We start from the raw sequence: 16,938 nt of genomic DNA, 5'->3' as shown, positions 1-16,938 counted from the left end.
CACGCAACCCCGCTTTCCTTGTACTCTGGATAAGCAGGCACACTCACGCCGCCAGGTCCGCCAGCATCGCCTGAATCCGCGCCGTTACCACCGCCAGCTCGCCGTCGATCTCAGCCAGAGGCCGGGGCGGCTCGAACACATAGAAATGCCGATTAAACGGGATCTCATAGCCGATCTTGGTCTTGTCGTGGTCGATCCATGCGTCGGGCGCGTGGGGTTGCACCTCGCGGGCGAAATAGGCCTCGACGTCCTCGGCCAGCGGCACATTCTCGGTATCGCGCAGGCTGCTGTCCGGCTGGGGCTTGCCCTTCGCCTTGCCGCGCTGGCCCAGCACCACCTTGCCAGCCTCATCGCGCAAGGGGCGCTCCACCGTGATAGTGCGATAGCCGAAGCTCTTGTTACCGAAGATGCGGGAGAGTGGGGCCAGCTTGACCTTGCCGCCTTCCGGTGCGGATGGGAGCTGATCACCGGCAGGGACGATCTCGCGCGCCAATTCCTTGCCATCGGCATCCAGCACGATGGCCAGGTCAGCCTCGACAAAGGAACCGAACAGGCGGGTGACATCGGCGATCTGTCCCTCGCTCATCTCCTTGCGCTTGCTGCCCAGCGATTTCCGCATCTTCCGCCAGAAGGAACTGGCGTCGATCAACTGCACCTTGCCCGCGCGTTCGGCTGGCTTCCTGTTGGACAGAATCCAGACGTAGGTGGCGATACCGGTGTTGTAGAACATGTCGGTGGGCAGGGCGATGATCGCCTCCACCAGATCGCTCTCCAACACATGGCGACGGATTTCGCTTTCCCCGCTGCCAGCCCCGCCCGTGAACAGGGGTGATCCATTCAGCACGATACCGAAGCGACAACCGCCCTCCGTCCACGGCCGCATCTTGGAAAGCAGATGCATCAGGAATAGCAACGAGCCATCGGACACACGCGGCAGGCCGGGGCCGAAGCGGCCGGCATGGCCCAGCCGCTTGTGCTCGTCCTCGACCTCCTTCTGCACCTTCTTCCATTCCACGCCGAACGGTGGATTGGAGAGCATGTAGTCGAACGTCTGACCGTGATGACCGTCGTCGGACAAGGTGTTGCCCTGAACGATCCGGGTGATGTCCTGCCCCTTGATCAGCATGTCAGCCTTGCAGATCGCGTAGGACTCGGGGTTCAGTTCCTGGCCCGACATGGTGAGCTGGGCGTCGGGGTTGTGTTCGAGCAGATATTCCTCTGCGATTGAAAGCATCCCGCCCGTGCCAGCCGTTGGATCATATATGCTCCGAACGACGCCGGGCTTTGACAGCACGTCATCATCTTCCACAAAAAGGAGGTTCACCATCAGCCGGATGACCTCGCGAGGCGTGAAGTGGTGACCGGCCGTCTCGTTCGAGATTTCGGCGAACTTGCGGATCAGTTCCTCGAATGCGAGACCCATCTGGTTGTTGCTCACCCTGGCGGGGTGGAGGTCAATCCGGGCAAAGCGCTCAGTCACCTGATAGAGCAAGCCGTTCTTGGCCAGCCGATCAATCTGCGCCGCGAATTCGAACTGTTCGAAGATGTCTCGCACCTCGGGCGAAAAGCCCTGAATGTAGGAAAGCAGGTTGGTGCCGATGTTGTCCTGATCGCCGACCAGCTTGGCGAGATCGAGCGGACTACGATTGAAAAAGTTTTGCCCGGCCGCGCGCAACAGGAACGGATCGGGACGGCCTGCCTCGGCTTCCTTGAGGACGGCGGCCTTGGTCGACTCCAGCACGCAATCCAGCCGCCGCAGGACGGTGAAGGGCAGAATTATCTTGCCGTAGTCTGACTGCTTGTAGTCACCGCGCAGCAGATCAGCGACTGACCAAATGAAAATTGAAAGCGATTGATGGTTCAAGCCGGTGACTCCCCTGAGGCCCTGATGCATCACCGAAGTTCGCCGAGCAACATTCTCGCTCACCTTTGGTGGAACGCCGAGAGCTGGGCCGGCCCGTCGGTCCAGCTACTGCTCACCCGCTAGGCTGTGAAAATGGTCGCGAGGAAAGTTCGGCTCAGCCAGCCATTACCCCCGGAAAGGGAAGGACGGTGGCTCCGCTCCGCAATGAGTCCAAGAGATCGGACCACCATTGCGCCATGGCAACCCGCTCCTTCCAATGCGCGCCGCGATGGTAGGCGGCGCGCACCTTGTCGCTGTCCCCATGCGCGAGCGCGCGTTCGATGGCATCGGGGGACCATTTGCCCGATTCGTTGAGCAGAGTGCTCGCCATCGCCCGAAAGCCGTGCCCGGTCATTTCGTTGCTGGCATAACCCAGACGGCGCAGCGCCGCGTTGAGGGTGTTTTCCGACATTGGCCGCGTTCGGGACCGCATCGACGGAAAAACGTAGCCCGAAGACCCGGTGATGGATTGGATTTCCTGCAAAATTGCGATCGATTGACGCGAGAGCGGCACATGATGCGGCTTGCGCATCTTCATCTTCTCGGCCGGGATGGTCCATAGTGCCGCTTCGAAGTTAATCTCATCCCATCGCGCATGGCGCAGCTCGCCTGGGCGCACAAACACGTGTGGTGCCAGTTGCAGTGCCCATTTCGTCATGCCCAGGCCTTCGTAGCCATCGATGGCCCTGAGCAGGTCGCCAACCTCACTGGCATCGGTGATTGCCCCGTAATGTGTAACCGTTGGGGCGGTCAGCGCCCCGCGCAAATCACGTGTGGGGTCTGACCGCAGCCGGGCTGTGGCGACGGCATAGCGGAACACGGCGCCGGCCAGTTGCAACGTGCGCCGCGCGCTTTCGAGCTTGCCCCGCTTCTCGATCTTGCGGATTGCAGCAAGGGCGTCGATCGGCTCGATCTCATGAATCGGCATCTTGCCGATCGAGTTGTCCAGCAGGCTGAGCAGATATTCGCAGCGCGCAGCGGTGGCCGGTGCCCACGCTCTATCACCATCGCGGCGCCGCTTGCGGCAATATTCGTTAGCGATGCTGGTGAAGGTGTTTTCCGCCAGCGTGCCCGCTCTGAGTTTATCGCGCCGCCGCTCAAGGGCGGGGTCCTTGCCTTCTGCGAGCAGGTCGCGTGCGTCGTCTCGCAATTTGCGCGCGTCGCGCAGGCTCACCTGGGGGTACGCGCCGAAGCTCAGCTTCTTCTCAGATCCGCCATGACGGAACTTCATTCGCCAGAGTCGGGAGCCTGACGGGGAGATCACCAGAAAGAGGCCCAGCTCATCATACAGCTTGTAGGGCTTATCACGCGTCTTGGCTCTGCGAATTGCTATATCAGTCAACGACATAGATCGGGCCTTTCATGCCGAGGCCCCCACCCTTGGGGGCCTCGTGAAATTTTTGGCCCGCTATTTTCAGAAAAGGCCCCACTTTTGCCTGAGCTTCCACGGCATGAGGCGAGATTTCACGAGCCGGTTGACCCGAAAAATACCCCAGATTTCCTAGGGTTGCAAACGCGTCTGGGATGTCGTGAGATCGAAAATTGGAGCGGGTGAAGGGAATCGAACCCTCGTCGTAAGCTTGGGAAGCTTCTGCTCTGCCATTGAGCTACACCCGCATTTCAAGCACTTATCTGGTACGAAACAACAGCTTTTACACTCGTTTTTACCGTGCTTGCGCGCGAGCGCTTTGGCACACGGCATGGAAACGGTCAATTCAGGGAATGAGCTCAAGTGCCAGCCAACCAGCTTGATGGGAGGTGGGCTGGCTGAGCACTTCCTGACCCGCAGGGAAAATATCTGCCTTGCGCCCACTTACCTGCTTTTTCGATCCCACCAACTTCCCGTTGCCCATCAGCAGACCTCCCGTGACCGCGACGGTTTCCAGTCCAAACGGCTTAGCTTGGAACACTCCGGAACAACTCCTTTGAGGAGCGATGATTGGGAAAGCGGACGCTTCTGCCCACATAACCTATCGCTTCAGCCTTATCCTTACCGCAGTCGGGTCGGTGATGCTCCCATGTTGCCTGAACTGCTGGGGCAGATCCCAAAGGATCAAGCCATTGCCACGGTCAGCGCTGACGGAGCTTACGACACAAAAGGCTGCCACGAAGCTATTGCAGCACGCGATGCCTGCGCCGTCATTCCCGCCCGTCGGAACTCCCGGTCGTGGCCGGAAAACACGCCTGGCGTCCAGGCTCGCAATGAAATCGTCCGCGCTAGCCGCCGCCTCGGCAGGACAATCTGAAAACGCTGGAGCGGCTATCACCGGCGAAGCCTCGTCGAGACCAAAATGCATTGTTTCAAGCTGCTGGGCGAGCGGGTCATGGCGCGCGAATTCGATCGCCAGGTTGCCGAACTGCAAATCCGTGCCGCCATCCTCAACCGCTTCACGGAACTCGGAAATCCCGAAACTCAACGCGTTGCGTAACCACCTACCATCAAGCGGGGACCTTAATCCCAGATCGATTTGCGCAACAACGCCTCGCTGACGACAAGGATCCACGTTGACGTGAGTTCAAGAACAGCGGGCTTGCCGAATGGCCGCCCTATTTCGCGGCGGACAAGATCGCCGAGGATGAGGTCGATGACAACGGCGACGATAAGACTGCCAAGCGCTGATGGAGTGCCGGGTGGATGCACTCCACCCGGCCCCGATCATACATGGGCTGGCTTGGCTGATGCGCCAGTCCCGGGCAGCACCTGCAGTGGCGGAAGGGCCCGGCCGATCCGGGCAACGGCGCAAGCTTCATCCACCGAGACCAAAACTGGACGCTGCGAATACGAAGCGCTCGTCCGAGGGAAAGGCAGCCAGCGCGGTCAACTGCCCCGCCTCGAATCGCAGGTGCCAGGTCTTGCCGCGTCTGGGCGCCCGTTCGGCAAAGGCGCCCGGATCAAGGACAACGACATTGCAGCCATGCGCGGGATCGCGGACCGATAAACTGCGAATGAGCTGCGTTCCGGCCTCGCGCGCAGCCCCGGCCATTTCCTGGCACGCGGTATAGTCGTCCGGGTCGTTCCAGCAATCCGCGGAAAGCGCAAAGGGAGGCCTGGTCAAGTCGAGCGCGCAATCACTGCGCAGCTGAACCGAGAAGCTCGTATACTCGCTGGTAGTCGAAGGCGGTCTGAATCCGGGCGAGCGCGAGAAGAAGCGCAGGCGCCAATAGGCCGTCTCGGCAATCGCGGTGCTTTCCCTTTCGCTGGCGTAGAAGATCCCGGGGCGCTCGCCCGCACGGCGGAACCGGCTTTCCTGCCGGTGCCCGTAGCGGAACGGTGAGGCGAGCAGAAAATCGAGGCCGCGGGCACTCTCCGGCACTTGCGGCTTCACTTCCTCCGCCAGTTGCTCAAGCAGGAACTGGTCATCCAGATTGGTCGCAAGCCGATTTGTCGAGATCCGGTGCTGCGCCTCGACCACCCGCCAGACCCGCCCGACGTAAGTGATGAGCTCAGACTCTAGCTCGGTAGAAGTCCACATAATCGCAAACCTCGATCAGGCCCCTCATCGTGTTGATCAATTCGATCGGCCGGGCGCCGAGATCGAGATTTTCCGTCGCCAGCCACTGCTTCGCCGCCGTATCGTCACTGCCCAGCAAGGCGTCCAGGCTGCGAAACAGACGGAGAAGGAATTGCCCGGCCTCGAACGACTTGCTCGTGGGATCAAGCCGGGCCTGGCCGCTGCGCAGCCTCGAAGCTGTCGCCATTGACACGCCGAGAATCGCGCCCAGCTTACCGTTGCTCAGGCTCCAGAGATCTGCAATCCGCGTGATCGCGGCGGTCAGGACCTCGGACTTGTCCCGCTTGGAATTGGCTAGTGCAACCATGGCGAACATCCTTTCAATTGATTAGATTGTCATAAAATCATTCAATTGAATAGGAAAATCTTTCAGCCGTCCGCAGGTGTGATCTTCTCTGGCAACGGGATCCTCGCATCGCGGGACTTCAAGACGCGCGCGCTTTCGAACTGGCCGCTGCGCCTTGATGAGGAAGGTGGTGCAACGACCTCAGACCTTCTTCAGGCTGACGCAGGCGGAAAATTCCATCTCGGGCAAACCGGTCCCCTTCATCAGCCCCTCCCCGATCGAGCCAGTTGACGATCTGCTCCGCGACATCGACGGCGGCACCCCTTTTTAAAGCGCATTCCCGCGTCCGCGACATGCTGAACGATGCCGAAGAGGGCGCTATGTGGTTTCACATAGTGGCCGGTCGCCAAGATTACACCGCTTCATGCTTAAGACGCCGGGAGAAGAAAACGGCTACAACGCGAGTTACCCCGGTGATTTCAGGGTAAATCCAACGCAGAGAGGCACGAAGATGCTCGAGTGGTTCGAGAAAGAGGCATCCATCCGCTCGAAGTTCACGACCCTGCTGGCCGTGCACACCGGGCTTGCCGGCGTCGGAGTGGTCACCACGACGCTCGCGCTGACGCAAGGCTTGCCGGGGGCGGTGCTGCTCGGCACCGTCGGGCTTGCCTTTGCGGGCACCATCGCCACCGTCCTGCTGGCTTCGCGCCTGATCTGCACGCCTTATGTGAACACGGTCGAGCGCATGGAGGCGCTCGCCGCCGGGGATACCCGCAGCGAGATAGCCTACACTGAATATCGCGATTGCGTCGGCCGCATGACCAAGGCCATGGCGACATTCCGCGACAACGCCGCCGAGGCCGAACAGGGCCGAGAGGATCAGCAGGCTCTGGTCGAAGTCCTCAGCCGCGGACTGAAGGCGCTTGCGAGCAACCAGCTCGACTGCCAGATCAGGGCGGCGTTCCCCGCAGCCTATGAAGAGCTGCGGCGGGATTTCAACCATGCGGTGGATTCGCTGGCGGCGGCAATGGCCGCGGTTCGCGGGAGCGCCAGCGCGGTACTTACCGGCGCCTCGGAGATTCACAGCGCCTCGGACGACCTCTCGCAGCGCAACGCACGGCAGGCGGCCAGCCTCGAAGAAACGTCCGCGACGATGGATCAGGTGACGCAGGGCGTGAACCGGTCAGCCGAAGCCGCCGTCGAAGCGCAGAAGTCGATCACCAACGCGCATGTCGAGGCGACCGAGGGCGGTGCGGTCGTCGCCAGGGCGGTCGACGCCATGGGCGCCATCGAGCGTTCGGCCGAGGAAATCAGCCAGATCATCGGCGTTATCGACGGCATCGCTTTCCAGACCAATCTGCTCGCGCTCAACGCCGGCGTGGAAGCCGCGCGGGCCGGGGATGCCGGCAAGGGCTTCGCGGTTGTCGCGAACGAAGTTCGCGCGCTGGCCCAGCGCTCGGCGGATGCCGCGAAGGACATCACCGCGCTCATCACCGCGTCGACCGAGCAGGTCAAATCGGGCGTCGGCCTCGTCGGCGAGACGGGCACGCTGCTGACCAAGATCGTCTCGCGCGTGGGCGAGATCAACGCGCTGGTTTCGGACATCGCATCGAGCGGGCAGTCGCAGGCCGCCAGCCTGCATCAGGTCAACGCCGCCGTCGCCGATCTTGACCGCGTGACGCAGCAGAACGCCGCGATGGTCGAGGAATCGACGGCCGCCGCCCGCTCGCTGACCGACGAGGCGCGCGAGCTTACCAACATCGTCAGCCGTTTCGAAACGGGCCGGCAATCGCGGTCCGCCGATATCGCCAGGCGAGTCAGCCCGCCGCCGCCCGCAAAGGCCGCGCGCCGTCCCAAGGCAGTGCCGCCGGTGAGCGTCGGGGCCACTGCCCTCAAGGTCATTGAACCTCACGAGGACTGGTCCGAGTTCTGAACGGCGGGCGGAGAGCGTGCCGACCGCGACGGCGCGTCAGTCGGGGCCGGTCATCGTCTCCGGCCTGACGATCCGGTCGAAGTCCTCGGCTGAAACGGCCCCGCTGCCTACAGCGACTTCGCGTAGCGTGCGCCCGCTTTCCTGCGCTGCCTTCGCGATCTTCGCGGCGGCTTCGTAGCCGATGTACGGGGCCAGCGCGGTGACCAGCATGAGCGAGCGCTCGACGCCGGCGGCGATATTGTCCTCGCGCGGCTCCAGCCCTTCGAGCAGGTGTTCGCGGAAACTCTGCGCGGCATCGGTGAGCAGCGTGATGGATTGCAACGCGTTATAGGCCATGAGCGGTCGGTAGACGTTGAGCTCGAACTGGCCCTGGCTGCTCGCGAATGTCAGCGCCGCGTGATTGCCGAAGACCTGCGCGCAGACCTGCGTCATCGCCTCGCACTGGGTGGGATTGACCTTGCCGGGCATGATCGAGGAACCGGGCTCGTTGGCGGGTAGCGCCAGTTCGCCGAGCCCCGCTCGCGGACCGGAGCCGAGCAGGCGGATGTCGCTCGCGATCTTGTAGAGCGAGGCGGCCAGCGTATTGAGCGCGCCGTGCATGAAGAGCAGCGCGTCCTGCGCGGCGAGTGCCTCGAACTTGTTGGGTGCGGTGGCGAGCGGGAGGCCGGTCGCCTCGGCCAGTTCCGCCGCGATCGCCTCGGCAAATCCTCGTGGCGCGTTGAGGCCGGTGCCGACCGCCGTGCCGCCCTGGGCGATGTGGCATACGCCGGGCAGCGTCGCCTCGATCCGGTCGATGCCGCCGCGCACTTGCGCCGCGTAGCCGGAAAACTCCTGCCCCAGCGTCAGCGGAGTTGCGTCCTGGGTATGCGTGCGTCCGATCTTGACGATGCCGGCCCACTTCGCCGCCTTGTCCTCCAGCACTTCGGCCATGGCGCAAAGCCGGGGCAGCAGCTTCCTTGTAAGCGCCTCGACCACGGCGATGTGGATGGCGGTGGGGAACGTGTCGTTGGAGGACTGGCTGCGGTTGACGTGATCGTTGGGATGGACCGGCTTCTTCCCGCCCAGCAACTGGCTGGCGCGACGGGCGATCACCTCGTTGACGTTCATGTTGCTCTGTGTGCCCGAGCCGGTCTGCCAGACGGCGAGCGGGAAATGGTCGTCGAGCTTGCCCGCGATCACCTCGTCGGCGGCCGCGACTATGGCGTCGGCGAGTTTCGGGTCGAGCTGGTCGAGGCGCCGGTTCACGCGGGCGGCGGCGCGCTTTATCTGCGCCATGGCGTGGACGATCGCGATCGGCATGCGCTCATCGCCGATGCGGAAGTTCTGGAGCGATCGCTGGGTCTGCGCGCCCCACAGCCGGTCGGCGGGGACCTCGATCTCGCCCATGGTGTCGCGTTCGATTCGGGTCTCGGTCATGGCTGCTCGGTCCTGTCGCGGATGTACCCGGCCGAGATAAGAACGGATTGCCCCGGTGTGAAGCGCGAAGGCTCAGTCGTCCTTGCGGCGGGCGTAGCCTTCGGCCATCAGGCGGGCGCGTTCGGGGCGATCGGTTGTCTCCAGGTGCCGGGCGGTTTCGATGTCGATGTATTCGCCGATCGGCAGCCGTTCGGCGGACAGGCTGTTCGCCTTGATCAGCCTGAGCGCCAGCGGATCGCGCGCGGCCAGATCCCCGGCGATCGACAGCACCGCTTCGTGAAGTTCGTCGGGCGCGAAAAGCCGGTTGACGAGGCCCATGGCCAGCGCCTCCTTCCCGCCGAAGCGTTCGGGGAAAAGTATCAGCTCGCGTGCTTTGGCGCCGCCGACGATGTGATGCAGGCTCCAGGCGAGTCCCATGTCGCCCGACACGCCGACGTTCAGGAACGCGGTGGAGAACCGCGCGCGCGCCGCCGCGAAGCGCAGGTCGCAGGCCATGGCCCAGCCCATGCCCGCGCCCGCGCATCCCCCGTCGATCGCGGCGATGGTTACTTGCGGCATGGTGTGGAGCAGTGTCGCCGCGTGGTAGAATTCTCCCGGCTCGCTGCCCGGCCGCGCCCGGTTCTCCTCGGCCGAGGCTTTCATGTCGGCGCCCACGCAGAAGTCCTCGCCCGCCCCGCGCAGCACGAGGACGCGCGCATCGCTTTCGGCGACCTCCTTCACTGCCGCGTAGAGATCGGCGCACACCGGCCGGGTCACGGCATTGCGCCGTTCCGGCCGGTTCAGCGTGACAAGCGCGATCGCCCCGCGTCGTTCGACGAGGACGGCGGGCTTGCTCATTGCGGGTCCGCCCAGACCGGCTTGCGCTTCTCGGCAAAGGCCTTGCCGCCTTCGCGCGCGTCGGGGCCCGTGAACAGCGAACGCACTTCGGGCAGTGCGAACATCTCGCGGTTCGAGGCTTCCATGCCGAGATCATAGTAGGACTGCATTACCGCCTTGGTCGCCATGATCGAGGCGGGCGAACAGGCGGTGATCTCTTCGGCCCAGCGCCGCGCGCAGACCATCAGTTCGCCGTCGGGCACGACTTCCGCCACCATGCCCCAGTCGCGGGCCTGCGCCGCGCCGATCTTGCGCGCGGTCAGCAGCATGGCATGGGCGCGCTTGGGGCCGAGTTCCTGGATGATGCGTTGGATACCCCCGCCGAGCGCCGCAAGGCCGACCTTGGGCTCGGTCAGCCCGAAGCTGGCGCTTTCGGCCGAGACGATGATGTCGCAGGCAAGCGCGGCCTCGAACCCGCCGCCGACGGCAAAGCCGTTTACCGCCGCGATCACCGGCTTGCGGCGGTTGAAGCGCCAGACCAGACCCGCGAAGCCGGTTTCCGGCACGGGCATGCCCTTGAAGGCGCGCGGATCGTTCTTGTCGAAGGGCGTGCGCAGGTCCGCACCCGCGGAAAAGGCCTTGTCGCCCGATCCGGTGAGGATCGCGACCCAGAGCTGCGGCGTCGCCTCGAAATGGTCGAACACCTCGCCCAGCTCGAAATTGGCATCGCCGTGAAGCGCATTGCGCATTTCCGGGCGGTCGATCGTCACGGTCATGATCGGGCCGTCGATTTCCACTTTGCAGAACCGGGTGTCCATACTTCTCCCTTCCTCTCTTGTTGCCGCCAGCAGTTGAAAGCTGCGTGCCATGCGATCAGGATTGTGGGACCATGAGACAAGTCTGTACAATCCTCACTTTCGATACTCCGGGCCGCGGCTTCACCGATATCACTCGAGCGATAGCCGGATGGGCCGCCGAAAGCGGAATCGGCGAAGGCCTGCTGACCCTCTTGTGCCGCCATACCTCGGCTTCGCTGCTGATCCAGGAAAACGCCGCGCGCGAAGTGCGGCAGGACCTTGCCGAATGGCTCGATCGTCTTGCGCCGGAAGATACCCGCTATGCCCACGACGACGAGGGGCCGGACGACATGCCCGCGCACCTGCGCGCGACGCTGACCGGCGTGAACCTCTCGATTCCCCTGATCGGCGGGCGCATGGCGCTGGGAACGTGGCAGGGAATTTACCTTGCCGAGCACCGGCGAATACCGCACCGTCGCCAAGTGGCGGTCCATCTGATCGGGCAGTAGCGAGCGAGCGCGAAGGAGGGGATGATGAGCGTCGGGCAGCCCGAATGCGACAGTGCCGCCCCGGACCGGCCTCGCGGAGGCGCGCTCGTCAGGCGCCATCGGCTCTCGACCCGGGTGTGGCACTGGGTCAATGCGGTCACGCTGCTCGTCATGCTGATGAGCGGACTGATGATCTTCAATGCCCATCCCCGGCTCTACTGGGGAGAATACGGGGCGAACTTCGATGAGCCCTGGCTCAAGATCGGCACCTTGCGGAATACACGGACCGGGGAGGACAGCGGCTTCCTGCAGGTCGGCTCGCGGCGCTTTGACACGACGGGGGTGCTGGGGCTGTGGAAGGATGCCGAGGGGCGCGAACGCCGCCATGCCTTTCCCTATTGGGCGACGATCCCTTCGCAATACAGCCTCTCGGTCGCGCGCATCTGGCACCTTGCCTTCGCCTGGGTGCTGGCGCTGGGGCTGCTGTTCCATCTCCTCTGGTCGCTGATCAACGGCCACTTGCGCCGCGACATCCACGTCACCCGCGCCGAGTGGAACCCGCGCCACCTGTGGCACGAGATCTGGCGGCACGCGCGCCTGCGGTTCCCGACGGGCGCGGCGGCGCTGAGGTACAATTCGCTGCAGAAACTCTCCTATGCGGGAGTGCTGTTCATCCTGCTGCCGCTGATGATCGTCACCGGGCTTGCCATGTCGCCCGCCACCGACGCCTGGGCGCCGATCGTCACCGAGGCTTTCGGCGGCAGGCAGTCCGCGCGCTCGGTCCACTTCATCGCCGCGTTCCTGCTGATCGCGTTTTTCCTCGTCCACATCGTGATGGTCGTGCTGGCCGGTCCCTTCAACGAGGTGCGCGCGATGATTAGCGGCAACTATCGTCTGCCGAAGGAGAAGGGCGAATGACGGAGAAGCTCATCCTTTCGCGCCGCAGGCTGATCCGCGCAGGCGCCGTGGGCGCGGGCGGGCTGCTGCTGACCGGCTGCGACCGGCTGTTCGAGAATGCCGCGTTCCGCTCCGTGCTGGAGAGCGGCGAGGACCTGCACATGGCGACGCAGCGCGCGCTGGGCCGCGATGCGCTGGCGCGCGAGTTTTCGGTTCACGAGATGTCGCCTGTGTTTCGCGCCAACGGCAGCCGCGAGGGCTCCGGCGAGGCGTACAAGAGCCAGCTCGCGCAAGGTTTCGCCGACTGGTCGCTCAAGGTGGACGGCCTTGTCGAACGGCCGCTGGCGATGCCGCTGGACGTCCTCAAGGCGCTGCCGCTGCGCAGCCAGATCACCCGCCACGACTGCGTCGAGGGCTGGAGCGCCATCGGCCAGTGGCGCGGACCGAGGCTTGCCCATCTGCTCGACCTCGCGCGGCTGAAGCCGCAGACGCGGTATATCGTGTTCCACTGCGCCGACGTGCTTCACGGCCATCCCTATTACGAATCCATCGATCTCGTGGACGCCTTTCATCCCCAGACCATCCTCGCCTGGGAAATGAACGGGCGGCCGCTCGAGGAAAAGCACGGCGCGCCCTTGCGGCTGCGGGTCGAGAGGCAGCTCGGCTACAAGCATGCCAAGTTCGTTACCCGCATAGAGGCCCGGTCTTCGCTCGAGGGCCTCTACGGCGGGCGGGGCGGGTACTGGGAGGATCAGGGCGCCTACGCCTGGTACGCCGGGATTTAGCCACCGGACCTGTCCACACAGCCTCTTTCGCGTAGCCTTTCTTTCGTCCACCATCGCGCATCGCCATCGCATGGCGAGCAATCAGGGGAACGCCAACGAATGACAATCACAGCCATGATGGCCGCAGCCGCACCGGGAGATCCGGAGCCGGGCCTGATCGACGACATCACCAATGTTTCGGACTTTATATGGGGCGGAACCTGGGATGGGGCGGTGATCGTGCCCTTCCCGCCGATGGTGATCATGCTGCTGGGCATCGGCCTGTATATGATGGTGGGCCTGCGCTTCTATCCGCTGCGCCAGCTCGGCAATGCCTTCGCAGGTTTGTTTCGTGGCCGCCAGAAAGGCGGTTCGGGTGAGATCAGCCCCTTCGCCGCGCTCTCGACGGCGCTTTCGGGGCAGGTCGGCACCGGCAACCTGGCGGGCGTCGCCACCGCCATCGCGCTGGGGGGGCCGGGAGCGATCTTCTGGATGTGGATCACCGCGCTGATCGGCATGGCACTGGCCTTTGCCGAGGGTTCGCTGGCGATCCGCTTTCGCCAGAAAGGCCCCAATGGCCACTGGCGCGGCGGCCCGATGACCTACATCGTACGCGGCCTGGGCCCCAAGTGGACCTGGCTCGCCGTGATCTTCTGCCTCGGTACTCTGTTCTCGACGCTCATCACCGGCAACGCGATCCAGTCAAACGCCGTGGCGGACGGCATGAACGAGCTGTTCGGCATCGAGGAATGGATGGGCGGCCTGATCACCGCCATCGTTGTCTTCATCGTCATCATCGGCGGCATCAAGTCGATCGGCGCGGTGGCCGAGAGGATCGTGCCGTTCATGGCCGGCGCCTATATCCTGATGGCGTTGATCGCGATCCTCCTCGACATCCGCGACATCCCGGAGACTTTCGCGCGCATCTTCGGCGGGGCCTTCAGTGCCCAGTCCGCGACCGGAGGCTTCGTCGGCGCGGGGATCATGCTCGCCCTGCGCGCGGGCGTGGCGCGCGGCCTGTTCTCAAACGAGGCCGGCCAGGGCTCGACGCCGATGGCCCACGCCGTCGCCCAGACCGACGACCCGCAAGTGCAGGGGCGCATGGCGATGATGGGCACGTTCATCGACACCATCGTCATCTGTACCATGACCGCGCTCGTCATCCTGACGGTGGAGGGTGACTTCACCGGCGGCGGGCAAGCGGTGCAGCACGCCTGGCAGTCGGACCTCACCGGCTTCGCCATGACCTCGGGCGCCTTCGCGGCGGCGTTTCCGGTGTCGATCGGCGGCGTGGCGATCGGCAGCATCATCGCCTCGACGGCGCTGATCCTCTTCGTATTCACGACGCTGCTGACCTGGAGCTACTACGGCGAGCGGGCGATCACTTTCCTCTACGACCGGATTCCGGGCGCCAGCGCGCGGGGCGAAAAGGCGCTGCACCTGATCTGGCGCGTCCTGTGGTGCCTGGCGGTGATGGTCGGGGCGAGCCAGCCGCTCCAGCTCGTCTGGCGCCTGGGCGACATTTCCAACGCCTCGATGGCCCTGCCCAACCTGATTGCCCTCGCGCTGCTCTCGGGCGTGGTCTTCAAGCTCGCGCGCGGAGAGAAGGACGCCGGGCACGATCATGACGTGCCGACGGTGGAGAAGTAGCCGAAGGCGTCAGCTCGCCAGCCGCAGCGCCGCCTCCTGCTCGCGTACCGCCTGCGGCTGGTCGGGCCAGATGCCGCGCGTGTCGTAGACCAGCTTTTCGGCGCGCTCGGCCAGCGGTACGACGCGGAACACGTCGTGGTCGACCAGTACGATCAGGATGTCGCAGGTCTCGAGCGCGTCGTCGATGTCGATTTGGGTGGCGCCGGTGTCGGTGAACTCGATCGGCAGCTGCGCGGCATAGGGCTCGACGATGTGGATCTGGCTGCCGAACTTGCGCGCAAGGCGGCTGGCAACGAAGCGCGCCGGGCTTTCGCGGAAGTCGTCGATATTGGCCTTGAAGGCGAGGCCGAGGCAGGCGACTTTCGCCTTGGGGTGCGCTTCGACGAGCGCCTCGGCCCTGGCGACCACATGGTGCATCTTGCCATCGTTCACGCCGCGCGCGGTGCGGATCAGCGGGGTCTGCTCGGGCGCGCCGTGAACGATGAACCACGGGTCCACCGCGATGCAGTGGCCGCCCACGCCCGGGCCGGGCGACAGGATGTTCACGCGCGGGTGACGGTTGGCGAGGCGGATCACTTCCCACACGTCGAGGCCCATTGTGTCGGAGACGATCGACAGTTCGTTGGCGAAGGCGATGTTGACGTCGCGATAGGCATTCTCGACCAGCTTGGTCATTTCCGCCGAGCGCGCGTCGGTGGTGACGCACTCGCCGCGCACGAAGCGCTTGTAGAAGGCCAGCGCCTTCCTCGCGCAGCGCGGGGTCACGCCGCCGATCGAGCGGTCGTTGTTGGTCAGCTCTTCCAGGATGCGGCCGGGCAGCACGCGCTCGGGGCAATAGGCGATCGAGATATCGGGGATCTCGGCGGTGCGACCGGGAACCTTCAGGTCGGGGCGCAGCTCGGCGAGGAGGTCGCGAAGCTGCTCGGTGGTTCCGACGGGCGAGGTGGACTCGAGGATCACCACGTCGCCCTGCTTCAGAACCGGGGCGATAGTACGGCCGGCGGAAAGCACATAGGAAATGTCGGGCGCATGATCCTTGTCGAAGGGTGTCGGCACGGCAATGACGAAGACATCCGCCGGCGCGACTTCGGTCGATGCGGAAAGCAGGCCGCGCGCGACGACTCCGTGGACGAGGCCGTCGAGATCGACTTCCTCGATATGAATTTCGCCGCGATTGATCGTGTCGACGACCTTTTGCGAGACGTCGAGGCCGAGCACCTTGCATCCGGCGCGGGCGATGACGGCCGCGGTGGGAAGTCCGATATAGCCTAGTCCAACGACACAGACGGCGGGTTTAGTGTCCGATTTCACGTGCAAGCAGCTCCACGATTCGGCGCGCGGACTGCCCGTCCCCGAAGGGATTGTGGGCGCGCGCCATGGCCTCGTAAGCTGCTGTATCGTCGAGCAAGGTTGATATTTCGGTAACGATTGTCCCGGCCGATGTTCCGACCAGCTTTGCCGTGCCGGCTGCGACGCCTTCGGGTCTTTCGGTGGTCTCGCGCATCACCAGCACCGGCTTGCCGAGGGCGGGGGCCTCCTCCTGCACGCCGCCGCTGTCGGTCAGCATGATCTCGGCAATGTTCAGCAGGCGCGCGAAGTGCGGATAATCAAGCGGTTCGATCAGCGCCACGTTGTCGAGGCCGGAGAGGCGCTCGTTCATCACCCGCCTCACGTTGGGGTTGAGGTGGACCGGAAAGATCACCGCCGTGTCGGGCCGTTCGGCAATGCGGCGGATGGCGCTCGCGATCTGCTCCATGCCCTCGCCGAAGTTCTCGCGCCGGTGGCTGGTGACGCCGATGATTCGCCTGCCGGCGAACCTGGCTTCCAGATCGGCAAGGCCGGCGGCCAGGGAGGGCCGGGCCTCGATCTTCGCGGAAACCCAGTGCAGCGCGTCGATCACCGTGTTGCCGGTCACGTGAACGCGCGCGGGATCCACGTTTTCCCTGAGCAATGCCGCTTCGCTTGTAGTGGTGGGCGCGAAGTGCAGGCTGGCCATGGCGCCGATGATCTTGCGGTTAACCTCTTCCGGCCAAGGGTGATGAATGTTGCCCGAACGCAGCCCCGCTTCAACATGATCCACCGGCAGCTTGCGATAATAGGCGGCAAGTGCGCCGGCCATGGCCGTGGCGGTATCGCCCTGCACGATCACGCGGTCCGGGCGCACCTGGTCCATCACCTTGCCCAGCCCGGTGAGCAGGTTGGCGGTCAGCGCATCGAGCGTCTGGTCCGGCTGCATCACGTCGAGATCGTGATCGGGCACGATCCCCGCGATCTCCAGCACCTGGTCGAGCATCTGCCGGTGCTGTGCCGAGACGCAGACCACGCATTCGAAACGCGGGTCGGCGTCCAGCGCATGGACGACAGGGAAAAGCTTGATCGCCTCGGGACGGGTGCCGAAGATCACGAGAATGCGGGCGGGCCGGGTCATGGCGGGGTGCGTATCACGCCAGTGTTAAGCTTGGAATAAAGTACTCCC

General features: G+C 64.4%; 15 protein-coding genes, 1 tRNA gene and 1 pseudogene. 7 read left to right on the top strand and 10 right to left on the bottom strand.

Translation table 11 applies throughout. From position 1 onward, the window contains the following. Nucleotides 1-43 precede the first annotated feature (43 nt). The 3 genes from IEX32_RS16575 to IEX32_RS16565 form a co-directional block, all read right to left on the bottom strand. Complete coding sequence (locus IEX32_RS16575) at nucleotides 44-1,864, bottom strand: type I restriction-modification system subunit M (protein WP_188772662.1); 1,821 nt, start codon at nucleotides 1,862-1,864, stop codon at nucleotides 44-46. Nucleotides 1,865-2,018: 154 nt separating this feature from the next. Next, nucleotides 2,019-3,251 (bottom strand): tyrosine-type recombinase/integrase, encoded by a 1,233-nt coding sequence (locus IEX32_RS16570; protein WP_188772661.1) that lies wholly within the window; start codon nucleotides 3,249-3,251, stop codon nucleotides 2,019-2,021. Between the two features lie 195 nt (nucleotides 3,252-3,446). Further along, nucleotides 3,447-3,520, bottom strand: a tRNA-Gly gene (locus tag IEX32_RS16565). Between the two features lie 380 nt (nucleotides 3,521-3,900). Here IEX32_RS16565 and IEX32_RS16560 point away from each other — a divergent pair. After that, a pseudogene (locus IEX32_RS16560) lies at nucleotides 3,901-4,332 on the top strand (IS5 family transposase); the annotation flags it as partial. Between the two features lie 318 nt (nucleotides 4,333-4,650). On the opposite strand, the gene IEX32_RS16555 reads toward IEX32_RS16560, so the two are convergent. After that, nucleotides 4,651-5,376 carry an RES family NAD+ phosphorylase gene (locus IEX32_RS16555; protein WP_188772660.1) on the bottom strand — a complete coding sequence of 242 codons (726 nt, stop codon included), beginning with the start codon at nucleotides 5,374-5,376 and terminating at the stop codon, nucleotides 4,651-4,653. Then, nucleotides 5,348-5,722, bottom strand: coding sequence for an MbcA/ParS/Xre antitoxin family protein (locus IEX32_RS16550; RefSeq protein ID WP_188772659.1), 375 nt, complete (start codon nucleotides 5,720-5,722; stop codon nucleotides 5,348-5,350). Before IEX32_RS16550 ends, IEX32_RS16555 begins: the two co-directional genes overlap by 29 nt. Before the next feature lie 169 nt (nucleotides 5,723-5,891). Here IEX32_RS16550 and IEX32_RS20730 point away from each other — a divergent pair, with 169 nt between their 5' ends. Next, nucleotides 5,892-6,032 (top strand): hypothetical protein, encoded by a 141-nt coding sequence (locus IEX32_RS20730; protein ID WP_229736433.1) that lies wholly within the window; start codon nucleotides 5,892-5,894, stop codon nucleotides 6,030-6,032. Between the two features lie 180 nt (nucleotides 6,033-6,212). Then, the gene (locus IEX32_RS16545; protein WP_188772658.1) at nucleotides 6,213-7,634 is read left to right on the top strand and encodes a methyl-accepting chemotaxis protein; all 1,422 of its coding nucleotides are present in this window, start codon (nucleotides 6,213-6,215) and stop codon (nucleotides 7,632-7,634) included. 36 nt (nucleotides 7,635-7,670) lie between these two features. Here the strand turns inward: IEX32_RS16545 and fumC are convergent, their stop codons facing one another. The 3 genes from fumC to IEX32_RS16530 form a co-directional block, all read right to left on the bottom strand. Beyond that, nucleotides 7,671-9,050 (bottom strand): class II fumarate hydratase, encoded by a 1,380-nt coding sequence (gene fumC, locus IEX32_RS16540; protein WP_188772657.1) that lies wholly within the window; start codon nucleotides 9,048-9,050, stop codon nucleotides 7,671-7,673. Between the two features lie 72 nt (nucleotides 9,051-9,122). Beyond that, entirely contained in the window at nucleotides 9,123-9,887 is a 765-nt protein-coding gene (locus IEX32_RS16535; RefSeq protein ID WP_188772656.1) for an enoyl-CoA hydratase/isomerase family protein, read from the bottom strand. Next, nucleotides 9,884-10,684, bottom strand: a complete 801-nt coding sequence (locus IEX32_RS16530; RefSeq protein WP_188772655.1) for an enoyl-CoA hydratase-related protein — start codon at nucleotides 10,682-10,684, stop codon at nucleotides 9,884-9,886. The genes IEX32_RS16535 and IEX32_RS16530 overlap by 4 nt, the downstream gene beginning before the upstream one ends. Before the next feature lie 71 nt (nucleotides 10,685-10,755). On the opposite strand from IEX32_RS16530, the gene IEX32_RS16525 reads away from it, so the two are divergent. The 4 genes from IEX32_RS16525 to IEX32_RS16510 all read left to right on the top strand — a co-directional run bounded on the left by IEX32_RS16525 (nucleotide 10,756) and on the right by IEX32_RS16510 (nucleotide 14,462). Continuing rightward, nucleotides 10,756-11,172, top strand: a complete 417-nt coding sequence (locus IEX32_RS16525; RefSeq protein WP_188772654.1) for a secondary thiamine-phosphate synthase enzyme YjbQ — start codon at nucleotides 10,756-10,758, stop codon at nucleotides 11,170-11,172. Nucleotides 11,173-11,196: 24 nt separating this feature from the next. Then, complete coding sequence (locus IEX32_RS16520; protein WP_188772653.1) at nucleotides 11,197-12,069, top strand: cytochrome b/b6 domain-containing protein; 873 nt, start codon at nucleotides 11,197-11,199, stop codon at nucleotides 12,067-12,069. Then, complete coding sequence (locus IEX32_RS16515) at nucleotides 12,066-12,833, top strand: molybdopterin-dependent oxidoreductase (RefSeq protein WP_188772652.1); 768 nt, start codon at nucleotides 12,066-12,068, stop codon at nucleotides 12,831-12,833. The genes IEX32_RS16520 and IEX32_RS16515 overlap by 4 nt, the downstream gene beginning before the upstream one ends. Nucleotides 12,834-12,950: 117 nt before the next feature. Next, the gene (locus IEX32_RS16510; RefSeq protein ID WP_188772670.1) at nucleotides 12,951-14,462 is read left to right on the top strand and encodes an alanine/glycine:cation symporter family protein; all 1,512 of its coding nucleotides are present in this window, start codon (nucleotides 12,951-12,953) and stop codon (nucleotides 14,460-14,462) included. A gap of 9 nt (nucleotides 14,463-14,471) precedes the next feature. Here the strand turns inward: IEX32_RS16510 and wecC are convergent, their stop codons facing one another. Next, on the bottom strand, nucleotides 14,472-15,773 hold the full coding sequence (gene wecC / locus IEX32_RS16505) for a UDP-N-acetyl-D-mannosamine dehydrogenase (protein WP_188772651.1): 1,302 nt from the start codon (nucleotides 15,771-15,773) through the stop codon (nucleotides 14,472-14,474). Next, nucleotides 15,757-16,890, bottom strand: a complete 1,134-nt coding sequence (gene wecB / locus IEX32_RS16500; RefSeq protein WP_188772650.1) for a non-hydrolyzing UDP-N-acetylglucosamine 2-epimerase — start codon at nucleotides 16,888-16,890, stop codon at nucleotides 15,757-15,759. The genes wecC and wecB overlap by 17 nt, the downstream gene beginning before the upstream one ends. Between the last annotated feature and the right edge of the window lie 48 nt (nucleotides 16,891-16,938).

Source organism: Novosphingobium endophyticum (assembly GCF_014640675.1).
Classification (GTDB): Bacteria; Pseudomonadota; Alphaproteobacteria; order Sphingomonadales; family Sphingomonadaceae; genus Novosphingobium; species Novosphingobium endophyticum.
The sequence above is the reverse complement of the archived record's forward strand: the minus strand, read 5'-3'. Positions and strand labels throughout refer to the sequence as shown.